Origin of the sequence: Winogradskyella damuponensis, assembly GCF_039538385.1 — a bacterium.
Classification (GTDB): domain Bacteria; phylum Bacteroidota; class Bacteroidia; order Flavobacteriales; family Flavobacteriaceae; genus Winogradskyella; species Winogradskyella damuponensis.
The window spans coordinates 70,942-84,294 of sequence record NZ_BAABCB010000006.1 but is presented as its reverse complement, the minus strand read 5'-3'; the positions used below and the strand labels follow the sequence as shown (position 1 = coordinate 84,294).

Genomic DNA, 13,353 nt, shown 5'->3' with positions numbered 1-13,353 from the left:
AAAAGTACTTTAGTGAAAAATTAATACATTTTTACTTGTTTTTTACCACAGTACTTTGTTAGAGGCAGTTTTTATTACTGTCCTAATTCCTTTAGTTTAGTTTGAGCTTCTTGATTTGCATCTATTCCCACTGCTTTTTTATAGTATTTGATTGCTTCTGATTTATTTTTTTGAGATAAAAAGTAATTCCCCAATGCAACATAACTTTTTGATTCATTAGGATAGAAATCAGCATTCAGTTCTAAATATGCTAAAGCTTTTTTAGGAAGATTATGTCCATCCAACATAAAGAACCCAACTTGATTTAGAAATTCCCAATCAGGTTTTACTTCACGTTTCATTCGAATGCTTAATTCTTTATAGTGGGTTTTAAACGGTTCTGTTAATTCTTTGGCGGAATATTCTTTTGGTGTGTTAAAACGCCACATTTCTGGGAATGGAAACCAAGAGAAAATCGACCGCAATCCATTATACTGGGCTGGAACAACAATGCTTCCGTGGTCTTCATTCTCAAAGTATTCCCATTTAAAATTAATATCTTTATTATTTTTCACTAATAGGTCGTGAAACTTTAAATTGGCTCTAATCTGTTCAGTAGGAACTGTTTTGTCTTTTCTAACTTTAACCGTGTCCATTGCTTTGCCAATACTATTAGCCACAGCTATATATAATGACTTTTCTTTTCGATTTCCTTTATTTAGTAGTTCTTGAGTTTCTTTAACCAAATTTTCTTTGTCCCACCAAAGGCTTGGGTCAATTGCCAAATAATTATCAAAAGAATTTTCGTGATGTAAGTATGAATAAAGTACAAAAAGACCTCCTGTAGAATGACCAATAATGGTATTGTTGTTTTCGGTTGGGTATTTATTGTTGATATACGGTTTTAACTCTTGATTTATGAATTTTAAAAAATTACTGGCACCTCCAGAAGTTTCCGATTCGTGTCCGCGTTGAAAAGGAACATTAGTATTCGTAAAATCTCTTGTTCTATCCGTATTGGTAATGCCAACTATTATAGATTGAGGAATTTTGAAAGGCGTTAGTTGCTTTTGCATTCCAGTAATAACATAAAATTGTTGAGATGCGTCCAATACATAAATAACTGGATATTTTTTAGTGCTATTAAAGTCCTCAGGTGTATGTATCCAAATTTCTCTTTGCTCTTTTAGTATTTTGGAATATAAGCTATCAACTTTCCCAACTACTATTTGCTTTTCGCTATTTTGATTAAATTGTGCTATTCCTTTGAAACATAGGAACAAGGTAATTATGGTTATTACAATTTTAGACTTTCTCATTTGTTTGGTAAGGTTTTAGTTTGTAATTATTTCTTTTGGATAATTGACAACATCAAAAATAATTCCAGACTTGTCCTTTTTACCTATCGTGTTTTTTTAAATTGCCTCTAACGTGTTTGTATATGGTTTGTTGCGTGGTTAAGCAACTAAGTTAACAAATACAAACCGAATAGAAAATCCGAGAGGATTTTCGTAAGAAGGCTAGAACTAGCAATAAATTATATACGGTGTTGTGCTTTCGTTATTTTTAGTTAATTTGTCCTACGTGATTCAGCTTCTTGATTTAATTTCTTCTTTAATTAACTCTTTAACTTGATTAATTTTATTTTTTAATATTGGTATTCGCCGCTCAAGTAGATATTCATCAGCATTTTTTAGAGATTTTATTAATGCCAATAATTTATTATCCTTTCTTAATCCAACAATATCTAAAGGTCTCATATTTGGACGATGTACACTAATTTCATTAAAATATTCGAGTTCCAGTTCACGCATTGTTATATGAGTGTTTCTTATGATTTCAAGTTCAGCTCTATAGTCATCATATTCTACATCGTATAGTTCAGCGATTTGATTTTTTACAGAATCGTTTTTTATTGTGTTCAGCCCAAGTTGCTTTAATGTTTCGTAAGGTGCTGCTTGATAACGGAAATAAATAGGGTGTTGCATTCTTATAAAAGGAATGGAAAGAGAGTCATTAAATCCATGATTGCTTTCAATCCAGCCAATAATTATTTTTCCACTATTTAATTTAGCTTTGAGGTTTTTTTCTTCATTTATTAAGTCTTTTAAATCAGTTTCAAGACTAAAATTAATTTCTTTTAGCATTCCAATTTCTAAACTGTTTAATTTCCTGTTTTCATTCCAATTATTTATTTGAAGCGCAATCAAAATTCCAATAACAACAAGAATAATTTCTCCAAATGCATAAATCAGATATTTACTAAATTTATTTTCAGAGAGTAGCTTTTGTCTAATTTTTCTAAAGAATTTTATCATTGTTTAGTGGGTTAGTCATAATGTCTAGTCCTGAAATATGGCTACAGGTTAAAATTGATTTTACGCTGATAATTTATATACCATATTAGGTGTTTTATAGTCTAAAGATAAATGTAATCTTATTTCGTTGTATAAATTAATTGCATTTTTTGCGGCTCTTTTAGCGTGTGCTACGTTATCAAAGGTCTGGTCGAGATAAAACTCATCTTTTAATATGCCGTTTACACGCTCAGCCATGGCATTTTCGTAACAATGATTTTCTTCAGTCATACTGATATCTATCTTTTTTCTCTTTAGTATTTGCGTGTATTGATTGCTACAATACTGTATACCTCTGTCAGAATGATGAATAAGCTGTTTAATGTTTTTGGCTTGATATATGGCCTTATTTAGGGCTCTTACACATCCTTTTAGTTCCAAACTATCACTAAGATCATAACCAACAATTTTCCTAGAATACATATCTGTTATTAAGGCTAGATAACAAAACCCTTTTACAGTTCTTATGTATGTAATATCAGATACCCAAACTTGATTAGGTCGCGCTATTTCAAGGTCTTTTATAATGTTGTTATACTTATAAAAGCGATGATATGAGTTAGTAGTTCTAGCACTGGTTTTCTTTCTAAGTGTTAGCATATTATGTTTTCTAAGGACACTAAATAGCGTATCTCTACCAACTTTGATGTTAGCTTTTGTAAACTCATCATCTAATGATTTTATGAGTTTACGTACGCCTTCTCTAGGAAGGGATTTGCGTTTTTTACTGACTATGTTTATAATCTGTTGTTCTAGTTTTAAACGCTTATCAGCTCTATTTTTATGCTTGTAATAAGCATTACGTTTAAGTCCAAAATAATGAGTTATCGTTGTCAAAGAAGCAAATCCCTTAGATCTCTTTTTAGCTTTAATTAAGGCTTTATACTTAGCTTTTTTTTTAGTTCATTAACTGATTTATAGCCGAGATCTTCAGCTGCTACTTCAAGATAACAATCTTGTACCATAGCATCAAGATCCTTTTTAAGTAGTAGCTTTTTAAGCTGTTCAACCTCTTTTTGAAGCGCTTTAATTCTAGATATTTAGCTTCGCTGAACCACTTCGTTAGGTTTCGTCTTTTGTTTCCACTTTCACTCTGGTGTTCATTAAATCTTTACGATTATACTTTTTAATCCACTCATTGACCGTTGTAGGTGCGATAGAGTAGAGTTTACAAAGTTCACTCTTTGTATGTTTTCCGATTGTAAGTTCGGCTAAAATTTTCAGTTTAAATGGTTCTGAATACCGTCTGATTACTTTGTCATTTTTGTACATAATGTTTAAAATTATGTAGCCTTTATTCAGGACGGGTCATAATGAAGCACAACGTGTTTGTGTATGATTAGTTGCGGTGGTTAAGCGATAAAGTTAATAAAAAAATCACAGATAGAAAATCCGCGAGGATTTTCGTAAGTAGGCTAGAACCAAGCAATTAATTATACACGTCTTAAGTTTGTAATTCATTAAATTTAATTAATAATCAGAAAGAACAAAAGAGAGCATTAAGGTTACTATACACGGTGAAGCATTAGACTTTGGCAACATTGCTAATCCTCTCTCTCTTACTACTTAAACTTCGTTCAGTTCTGTGAGACCTAAATCTCGTTTTTAAGTTGTTGAAATATGAATAGCCGTAGCGAATAAGTTGCTTGTTTTTTAACTCAGTTCTTTGTTGGCATTAGTTTTTATTCTAATTTCTTTTTTACAGGTATTAAAAGTTTGTGAGTAAAATTTCCTCCATCATCAGTTCGTTCACTTAATAGAATTTCTATATTTCCATCCAAGAGATTCTCTTCAGTTGCAGTTAATTCGAATTTTAAACCTTTTGAGTTTATTTCAGGTCCATTCAAGTCAACGCTTTTATTTTTTTGAACCTTTAAGTTTGATAATTTTTTATATAAATTTTCTTTTTTGAGATATATTTCTGTTGGTTCTCCAACGACTAAAAATCCAAAGTCATTGTTTATAATGATTTCTATTTTGTTGGCACTTGAGTAAATAAATTCAGTTGAATTCTCAATCGATTTATTAATTTCTATTTTGGATTTAGATACTGTTCCAGTTTCAGATTTCGTATCTGTATTTTTTCCGCAATTTGATAAATTCAGAGTGATTAAAACACATAATATGTAATTTCGAATATTATATTTCATTTATAATACGATTTTTTTTCAAATTAATGCCAACGGTCTAGTATAAGAATAGTAGCGGGTTTTTAAGCGCTAATTTTTCGGTTAAAATCTGACCTTTTTTATGGTTACTTTCTTTTGTTTTAGCAATTAAACCGCTATTATTTTTATACATTGTTAGCTACTGGCTATTTTATCTGTAGTCAAATATTCTTTTTCATCGTATAGAAATGAAACGATAAATCCAGCCAAAAAAATCAAATTGATTGTCCATACAATCCAATACCAAAATTGAATAGGCTTATCAAAGTATAACCTAATTGAAACTCCAGTAATAATTATAAAAAAAGCTTGAATGCACCTCAAGAATATCTTTTCCATTCTTTTTCTTTTTCCTTCTTTTATTGTGAATTGAAGTAAAAGACTTTCAGGATTTGTTAAACTTTCAATTTTTTGTTTTGAAACGAATTTTTCAAACCTAACTATGATTTCAGGTTCTTGTACACCAATTTGGCCAAGAATATGTTCTTGCGTATTTAGTGCAATATCTTTTTCATAAAAATATTCTTGAAGTCTTTTAATACGTTTATCTCTCCACCAATATGAAGGTCCGCCATCATCATCTTTGTACTTGCTTTGAAGTTCTTGTTCTCCATAGAATCGTTCTGGTGTGCTTGATAGTTTAATTAGCATTAATTGACAAATAGGAATAAATGGGTAAAGTCTAATGGGGTTTTTTCCATAATTGGTTAATTGTAAAGGCATATGACCTCTCCAATCTGGATTAATAAAGTCCGAATTTATGTGAACTCCTAAACCCATTCTAGAAAAACTACTGCGACCTTCAATTTTCCCTGCGCAATCTTTTGGAATAGAAAAGACCTCATAAATTCTACCAAGTATTAACTCACCAGGTTTTAAGTCAATTGATTCGCCTTTTTTTATTACAATCCTTTTCCAGAATCTACGAGGTTCTAATTCCATTAATTTTCTTTTTCGAAAATCAATTGATTTTACTTTTTTAAATTTCCAAAATACATTGTCTAGCCTTAAATCAATTGAACAAGGTTGAATTTGTTCATTGATATTAAAACATTCTGATGCATCTGCACATAGAAAGTTAAGTTCTTCAAGTTTCGATTTTATGTCTTTATCGGATAAATACATATTTAATTACCAGATTGATTTTATATCTTTCATAGAATAAACTCTTATAGCTTCTCTATCCAAGTCGAATGCTTCCATTAACCAGCCATCTTCTTTATGCCATTCTGTTGAACCGTAATAAATTTTCACAGGTACTATATTTCTAATTCCTGTTTCACCTCTCCAATTTGTATAAAGCACTTTGATTTGTTGTTCTTTTTTATATTCCATAATTTACTTATTTATAAACTCCTATTTCTTTTAATCTTTTAATTAGCCATTCACCTGATTTTACTGATGTATTGTTTTCAATGTTGACTAAATCTATTTCACTATTAGGATGAAAAAAATGCACAATCGCTTGTCTGCTTTTGTCGTAAGACGCATTTGAAACTCTGTGAAGGGTTGGCTGAAAATGTTTATTTGATATATATGACATCATCTCACCAATGTTTATGATTATACAGTTTTCTAATTTTGGAAATCTAAACCAGCCAAGTTTTTTGCTGTAAAATTCTAAACCTTCACTTGATGCTTTAGGTTGTATACCTAATAATTGAATTCCTGTATGTGGTGCTGCTCTCATTCCTTTTTCATAATTATTATCACAAGGTGGATAATGTATAAGTCGCAAAAGACTATTATTGTTACTTAACAGTTCACTTTTATAGCTATTTTTTAAGGGTAAGTTTTTAGTCAAACCTTGAAAAACTTTATTACCGATTATTTCAAATTCGTTAAATAAAGTAGTAAAAAAAGTTTCAAAGCCCTGTATCTCGCTTGGAAAAAAGTTTGTTGCATACAAAGAACTGTTTTTAAAATCTCTGCCAATATGAAACATTTCTTTTAAATCTGGTATTTTTTGATTGACTGCTATTTCCGTCTTGAATGGAAAATATCCAATGTCACTATATTTTTTTTGGTCAATTTTTTTAAAAGAATATTTTTGTTTTGTTAAATTATCTAATGAAAAAAAACTAGACATTAGATTATAACCAAATTCTATCTTTTCATCATCTATCTCACTATTTTGAATTACTAAACATCCAATTAAGTCTAATGACTCTTTAATTAATTCATCAGAACTCAAGATATCTTCAAGCTGAATAACGGGAAATTTATTAATTGTTTTGACCATAATATTCATTGATTATTTTTTTGACATCTTTGAAACCAATTTCGAAATCATTGTAATTTATAATTTGCCAATTATTTTGTGAACATTTAATATGTTCATTGTAATAATTTTCTAATGATTCTAAAAAATCGATACTATAATTTCTTTCATATTTTCTTCCACGTTTTTTAATTCTTTCCAATACAATTAAATTTTCTGCTTTCAAAAAAATATAAATTGATTTTTTGTTTGGTTGATAATTTGAGTAGCTTAAAAAATCAGATATTAATTCTTGTTGAGATTTATTTAAAAAATGACTAGCAAATGTTTTAGTCTTTAATAATAACTCATAATCTAAAACAGAATTGTCTTTAACGATTGATTGTTGTTTAAGCTTGGAATTAAGAAAAATTAGTTGTGATTCAAGAGCATATTCATCATCAGTTTGTTTTTGTAAATTTTTAATAGATTCAACTTCAATATTTTCCAAATAAATATTTTCCATTCCAAGTTCACTATGAATTCTTTTTGCTAATTCAGTTTTTCCAATTCCCGGAAGTCCTTCAATATATATCTGCATTTTCTTCAGCTTGTAGCTAACTTGTTATATCAACTCAATCATGTGCTATATCCTTTTTGTTTTTCCGGATAAAATATGTTTTAACACGTGACTGTGAGGATATAAAGTTATAACATATTTTAGATATTTCTATACGTGACTTTACGTAGTGCTATGAATATTATTTTTAATGCCCTAATTTATAAAAGAGAGCTAAATTGAGCATCTGTAAGGATTTTGCTAAGGCTAGTTTGCTGCGTTTGTGTTGTAAGTAGGCTAGACTGACCATAAATTATATATGGCGTTAGCAGTAGTTTGTTTTTGTTCAATTTATTTTTTTTCTTTTCCCTTTTTCATATCTATATTTAGAGTCTCTTCCATATCCAATGTCATCGATTACTTCAAACCTAAAATTTTCCAAATCTTTAGTCTTTATGATCTTAATTCCAAAAGGTTCGTTTACAAAGTAGGCTTGTTTGTTATCCTTAGCATAAAAATGAATATCACATTCTAAATAATACGGGGCATCTTCTCCTATACATTCTTCTAAAAACTGAAAAGTTGCAGGATTTGCTCCTTCTACTATTTCACTTTTAAAATAGAGATGGTCTTTATCTTTAAAAAGTGTATCCACTTTTGGGTGAACTTGTTCAAAAGTATTTACGTCACAAGTCATTTTTACGGTATGAGCATAATATATGGCATTTTCTACTCTTTGGTAACATTGATTAACTGGTGTCATTTTAGAAAGGGAATAGGGTAGTTTAGAGTCATACCAATAACTCAACTCCCCCGAAGTTGAGTAGCCGTTATCCATATCTATAATGCGAAAGTTGTTTGGACTTGCTTCTGGTAAGATTGTAAAACCACACATATAACTTTGTAGATATACCGCATTTTTATCTTTAAAATAAATGGTGTTTTCGGCTTCATTTGCTTCAATTACACTAAAACTAGCAATATCAATTTTTTTCAAGTGTTGCTCAAAACAGGTGTTGTTATAAAAATAAATCCAATCTTTATTTTTTGAATATCCATGGCCTAAATGTACCCAGTCGTGATCGTAATCTTTCCCTCTAAAAATTTCAAACGCTTTGCCTGATTTATCTTTTACCAGTTGTCGGTCCCAAAATATATCTAAGATGATTAAATCGTTCATTTTAAATGTTTATTAATGTGGTTTTAAAGCTTAGTTGTTTAAATGCTATTCTGAAATTACAGGAAGTAATAACGGGTGTTTTTAGTTTTTAGTAAAATAAATAATCTGGAATATATAATGAGCCAATGGCTAAAAAAGTAGAAATTAAAAGTAATATTATAATGATTTTGGCTTCTCTAACGTCTACTTTCTTCTTAATTTTTATCCCTTGTTTTATTAAAGTGTAAATAAACACTATGATACCACTAACCAAAAAGATGGTATACTTTACAAAGTCATTAAATCCTCTAAATCCGGTACTTAATTCCGATTTTAGAATCAAAACAAGTAAAATCCCGATTGGAATATAAGCTAGAAATATTGTTTTATAGTTTGTTTTTTTCAAATTATAGCTAGCGGTTTTGTGTATGATTTGCTTTGCCTGTTCCTTGTGCTTGGGTGTGGTGTGGTTTAGCGTTTAATATAGCAAGTGTACACCAAGGTAGGCGAGAACAAGCCTTTACTTATAACTATTGTTGTATTGGTTTATTTGTTGATTATATCGTTGTATCTTTTTTTAAATTTAGCGACTTTTTCATAGTTGATATTTCCATCAGTCTCAATTACTCCTTCTAAAACTAACTTCTTAATTACGGGTTTCGTATTCGTTCCATAGAATAGAGATTTTGTTTCAATGAGGATGTCTTTTTCTGAAAAGTATATTTTGATATAATCGTCACCATCATAATTATTTGTTCCATTCCTTTCAAGTGAGATATAAATCAATTCTTCGCTAGTATCTAGTTTATAAAAATAGCGTTGGCTGTAGAACGGTATTTGTTTGTAACTTAATATTTCTTTGTCATCAAGTATGACTTTTTTCTTCTTAAACTTTACCTTTTGTGCTGAACAAATGGACATGGAAAAAATAATTAAAATTGTAGTTAAAATGGTTTTCATTCTTTTGTTTTAAATTAATACTAATGGTTTTGTGTATGGTTTACTGTGTTTGTTCGTTGCACTTGGGCGTAGTATGTTTAAGCATCTAATTTAGTAAATAAAAACCGAATAGATACGAGCGTAGCGAATTGGCGTTAGCAATTTTTGTAAGTAGGCTAGAAGCTGGCAATACAACACACATTGTTTTGCTTTGACTTCGTCGAATCTTTGATTTCGTTATTTTTTATAATTTAAGATTATTTTTTTTCTTCTTCAAGCAATCCAATAACTTCTGTCATTCCATTGCTTATTCTATTCATATAATTAATCCTTACAACTTTCATCTGTAAAGAATTATTTAACGTGGCAAACGTAGAAGGACGTGCAAGGATTTCCAAAAATTCTTTTTCAGTTAATCTAAATCTTTCAGGTAGCATTTTATTAGGCGTAGATAAAATTTCGCTTAATCCTATTTCTTTTCTTAGTTCCCAGTCAGAACCATTATAATACATATCATTACTAATTTTACGGTGAATGGACCCACCAATGTCGGCAGACATTATCTCAGCGTAAAGTATAAGTACTTTCTTATTATTAATCATACTAAGCCTGCCTGACGATTTTGAATCTTCATAAATTGGTAAATTGAGGTCATAAGGAATACCATATGTTATAAAATCTCCAAGTGTTTTAAGTGAATCTATTTGAATTGTCAATTCTTTAGATCCAATATGTTTTAAATACAATTGACCGTCTGCAATTAGAGAATCACCAAGGGCAATAGCATCATTTAGTATAACCTTCGATGATTGTAATTCTACAATTAAGTCTTCAATTAACTGCTGTTTAATGATCTTATTTTTCCTTGATTCATTCCAATTATTTAAACTCAGCGCAATTAAAATTCCTATAACGACCAAAACAATTTCTCCAATAGCATACTTTAAATACTTTCCAGTTTTATTTTTTTCTATAAGGTTGTATCTAATCTTTCTAAAAAACTTTATCATGAATTGATGTTTTTTTTGTATTAAGTCCGCAAGCGCCTATCTCAACCGAATGTCCACAAGACATTCGATTTTGTTTCACAAAATTATGTTTTGATAATCTAAAGAATTTGATCATTTTTTAGTGGTTTCGGGCAATGAAGTACAATAGTTTTGTATATGGTTTGCTTCACTTGTTCGCTGCGCTTGAGTGTCTAATTTAGTGAATATAAACCGGATAGGGTGTTTTGTGAGGTTTTTTTAGGGCCAGTTCGCTACGTTTGTATTGTTAGTAGGCGAGAATCAAGTCATAAATAATATGCGGTGATGGGCATAGTTTTTTTAACATCCGTTAATGGAAATTATTTTGATGTCAGTTTTTGATTTTTTGATACTTTCAAATTCCCATAATTTTCCTCTCCAAAAAAGTTGTTTTATTCCTATGCTTTTTTCTATTATTAGACTGTCTGAGGATATTTGGGTTAAGTCAAGTTCTTTTTGAATTTGTGTAGCTTTTACATTTATGTCTTTTCCATTTCTACTTATAAATCTTGTACTTCCCATACAACTATTAGGATTTATAAAATTATTGAAATCAATTTTAATTGTGTCTCTTTTTTGGGTAAGGTAAATCACAATTCCATCTTCACAACATCCACATTTCATATTTCTGTTGTAGCTTTTAGTATTGCGAACATTATATGTGCTCACGATATATTCTTGAATAGAATCAGAATGTTTAAAAGTTAAAATATCTCCTTCATTATAGGGAAACCATTCAGAATAAGATTTGTTAAACTCAGGACATTTAACGCTATCTTTAGTTGTATATAATTTTAGACAATAAAGCAGAATAAAAAGACCAATAAAAATTCCAATTAGCCAATATCTTTTTTTCATTAATTATTGAGTTTGAGTTCCACGGTTTTGGGTATTTGGTTGTGTGGTTTTGCAACTAAGTTAAGCAAATAAAAACCGAAAAGACACGAGCGTAGCGAACTGGCGTTAGCAATTTTCGCAGGTAGGCTAGAACCAAGCAATAAATAAGATACGTTGTTACCCACAGTTTTTTATTTCCAACTTTAATAATTCAGTATATGGATTTCCTTTTAAACCTAATAGTTCCGCAAAAGCCGGTTCCGTTTTTAATCCGTTAGATTTTAATTCTTTAATTTTCTGCTTAAAGTCAACTCCTTTTTCGTTTAAAATTCTGTTTTCAATAACCATATGTCGATAAGCGTTTTGCTTTTCGGTTGGAATATTTTGTCCGAAAATCTCAAACAAAAAATTTTCGGTCTTAAATTCCGCAACAGTTGATTCAATTCCGTTTTGGTTTTTTGAATAAACTTTAAAATCTTCTTTTTTTGAAAACTCCTTTGTCAAACATTTTTTAAATTCAGAGTGATTTTCGCATTCACAAATAATGTCTAAATCGCTTTCGGGTAAATCAATTTCGATAGGAATAGTTCCAGTCAGAATCGGATTGTATTTTTCGAGTATTTCAAAAATTTTATAACGTTTAATTTCGTTGAAAGCGAGTTTTTGTCTTTCGTTTCCGTGCTTTAAATATTCTATGTTTCTAAAATTTTTAATCAATTTCGAATTTTTTTTTTTCAAATTATGGGCAACGTGTTATATAAACTGAATCATATGTTATATACTTCTTGTTTTTCTGGATAAAATGTGTTGTAATACGTGACAGTAAGGTTATAATGTTTATAATATATTTTAGATATTTCTATACGTGACTTTATGTGATTTTTTATCTTCGAAACGAACCAAATTTTATTAAACTCCAAAAAACAAAAAGTCCTATAAGACCTATTGAAGCATATCCTAAAAAGACTGCTGCAAGTAAGCCTAAACTAATTAATAATATAATAGATTTAAAAGTCTGACTGGATTTTGTTGATTGACCTGATTGCTTATTATTTAATAGCTGATTCAAATAAATTTCATCAGACTTTTTTAGATAAAAGTTTATTTCAGATTGGTTAAAGCCACTTTTCTTCATTTCTTTTATCATTTCATTTTTGCCTAATCCTTTTTCTCTTAATGCTATGCTGAAGTCCAGTTTATTCACGGTTTTGTTTTAATGATCGCTAAGGTGGTTGTAATGGTTTATTTCTTCTGTTTGCTGCGTTTGGGTGTGATGTGGTTAAGCACTAAAGTTAGCAAATAAATCATAGATAGAAAGTCTGCGAGGGTTTTTTGTAAGTAGGTGAGGACTAGGTAATAAATTAAGCACGGTGTTGTTGTGCGTTTTTTATATTATTCCAATCCATTTTTCCAATTCCGATTTATGTTCGTCTACAGCAATCCAAGTGTTAATAGCTTCGGAATTCTGCTTTTCAAATGCCGTTAAATATTGTAAATGGATTTTTTCTCCAGTTTTTAATTCAGGAACATTTGTTTGGATTGAGGACTTGTTTAGCTCGGTTATGTCTTGCCAATGGTTTTTTGTATTCAAAAGTCGAGTTGGAAACCAATCATTATTTTCAGCTCTATAATTCAATACTTCTCCATCTTCTGTTCCAATGTGTAATTTCCATTGATCATTTTTGATTTCGAAAGCATCTAAATTTTCGCCAGTAGCAAAGTTAAATTCAGCGTTTTTAGGGTAATTAGAAACAGAAACTTTGATTTCAAGATTTTCAAATATGTTTTTAACTTTTGTAATTCTCCAAATCCAACATTTAGAATCAGATATTGTTTCTCCAAGATAATTGGGTTGTTTTACTTTAAATTCAATCAGTTCAATGTCGAATGCAGAAGTTTTAAACTTTTCATAAGTTCCGTTTTTATAGTGTCCAGCGTTTTGAGTTTCAATAAATGAGAAGTTTGATTTTAGAGCACAAGAAATTGTTCCTAATGGTGTTTTAAATGTTCTATTTGTCAATGTGTTTTTCATTTCTCAAAGGCACTACAATGGTCTTGTATAACCGTCAGTTACGGGTTTGTATGCGTTAATTTTTGGTTTAGAACTGGCGTTAGCAATGTCGTAAG

At 29.8% G+C, this 13,353-nt stretch carries 17 protein-coding genes; all 17 read right to left on the bottom strand.

Annotated elements, in window-relative coordinates; translation table 11 throughout:
* Positions 1-74 precede the first annotated feature (74 nt).
* Complete coding sequence (locus ABD730_RS04230) at positions 75-1,298, bottom strand: alpha/beta hydrolase-fold protein (protein ID WP_334471933.1); 1,224 nt, start codon at positions 1,296-1,298, stop codon at positions 75-77.
* A 270-nt stretch (positions 1,299-1,568) separates the two neighbouring features.
* Positions 1,569-2,297 (bottom strand): DUF6090 family protein, encoded by a 729-nt coding sequence (locus tag ABD730_RS04225; protein ID WP_248413571.1) that lies wholly within the window; start codon positions 2,295-2,297, stop codon positions 1,569-1,571.
* Between the two features lie 60 nt (positions 2,298-2,357).
* Complete coding sequence (locus tag ABD730_RS04220) at positions 2,358-3,173, bottom strand: IS3 family transposase (protein WP_344712823.1); 816 nt, start codon at positions 3,171-3,173, stop codon at positions 2,358-2,360.
* 225 nt (positions 3,174-3,398) lie between these two features.
* The gene (locus tag ABD730_RS04215) at positions 3,399-3,608 is read right to left on the bottom strand and encodes a transposase (protein ID WP_344712821.1); all 210 of its coding nucleotides are present in this window, start codon (positions 3,606-3,608) and stop codon (positions 3,399-3,401) included.
* Between the two features lie 410 nt (positions 3,609-4,018).
* A complete protein-coding gene (locus tag ABD730_RS04210) occupies positions 4,019-4,486 on the bottom strand; it encodes a hypothetical protein (RefSeq protein WP_344712819.1) in 468 nt (155 codons plus the stop codon).
* A 153-nt stretch (positions 4,487-4,639) separates the two neighbouring features.
* Positions 4,640-5,629 (bottom strand): dCTP deaminase, encoded by a 990-nt coding sequence (gene dcd / locus ABD730_RS04205; protein WP_344712817.1) that lies wholly within the window; start codon positions 5,627-5,629, stop codon positions 4,640-4,642.
* Between the two features lie 6 nt (positions 5,630-5,635).
* Entirely contained in the window at positions 5,636-5,839 is a 204-nt protein-coding gene (locus ABD730_RS04200; protein WP_344712815.1) for a WYL domain-containing protein, read from the bottom strand.
* A gap of 7 nt (positions 5,840-5,846) precedes the next feature.
* A complete protein-coding gene (locus ABD730_RS04195; protein ID WP_344712813.1) occupies positions 5,847-6,755 on the bottom strand; it encodes a 2OG-Fe(II) oxygenase family protein in 909 nt (302 codons plus the stop codon).
* A complete protein-coding gene (locus ABD730_RS04190; RefSeq protein ID WP_344712811.1) occupies positions 6,730-7,305 on the bottom strand; it encodes a deoxynucleoside kinase in 576 nt (191 codons plus the stop codon). The genes ABD730_RS04195 and ABD730_RS04190 overlap by 26 nt, the downstream gene beginning before the upstream one ends.
* Positions 7,306-7,609: 304 nt before the next feature.
* Positions 7,610-8,443 (bottom strand): DKNYY domain-containing protein, encoded by an 834-nt coding sequence (locus ABD730_RS04185; RefSeq protein WP_344712810.1) that lies wholly within the window; start codon positions 8,441-8,443, stop codon positions 7,610-7,612.
* A gap of 88 nt (positions 8,444-8,531) precedes the next feature.
* The gene (locus ABD730_RS04180; RefSeq protein ID WP_334466851.1) at positions 8,532-8,828 is read right to left on the bottom strand and encodes a hypothetical protein; all 297 of its coding nucleotides are present in this window, start codon (positions 8,826-8,828) and stop codon (positions 8,532-8,534) included.
* A 140-nt stretch (positions 8,829-8,968) separates the two neighbouring features.
* The gene (locus ABD730_RS04175) at positions 8,969-9,382 is read right to left on the bottom strand and encodes a hypothetical protein (protein ID WP_334466848.1); all 414 of its coding nucleotides are present in this window, start codon (positions 9,380-9,382) and stop codon (positions 8,969-8,971) included.
* A gap of 236 nt (positions 9,383-9,618) precedes the next feature.
* Positions 9,619-10,371, bottom strand: coding sequence for a DUF6090 family protein (locus tag ABD730_RS04170; RefSeq protein ID WP_344712807.1), 753 nt, complete (start codon positions 10,369-10,371; stop codon positions 9,619-9,621).
* A gap of 318 nt (positions 10,372-10,689) precedes the next feature.
* Positions 10,690-11,247, bottom strand: coding sequence for a hypothetical protein (locus ABD730_RS04165; protein ID WP_344712805.1), 558 nt, complete (start codon positions 11,245-11,247; stop codon positions 10,690-10,692).
* 156 nt (positions 11,248-11,403) lie between these two features.
* Entirely contained in the window at positions 11,404-11,943 is a 540-nt protein-coding gene (locus tag ABD730_RS04160) for a DUF4269 domain-containing protein (RefSeq protein WP_344712803.1), read from the bottom strand.
* 166 nt (positions 11,944-12,109) lie between these two features.
* The gene (locus ABD730_RS04155; RefSeq protein ID WP_344712801.1) at positions 12,110-12,430 is read right to left on the bottom strand and encodes a hypothetical protein; all 321 of its coding nucleotides are present in this window, start codon (positions 12,428-12,430) and stop codon (positions 12,110-12,112) included.
* 183 nt (positions 12,431-12,613) lie between these two features.
* Positions 12,614-13,258 (bottom strand): hypothetical protein, encoded by a 645-nt coding sequence (locus ABD730_RS04150; RefSeq protein ID WP_344712799.1) that lies wholly within the window; start codon positions 13,256-13,258, stop codon positions 12,614-12,616.
* Between the last annotated feature and the right edge of the window lie 95 nt (positions 13,259-13,353).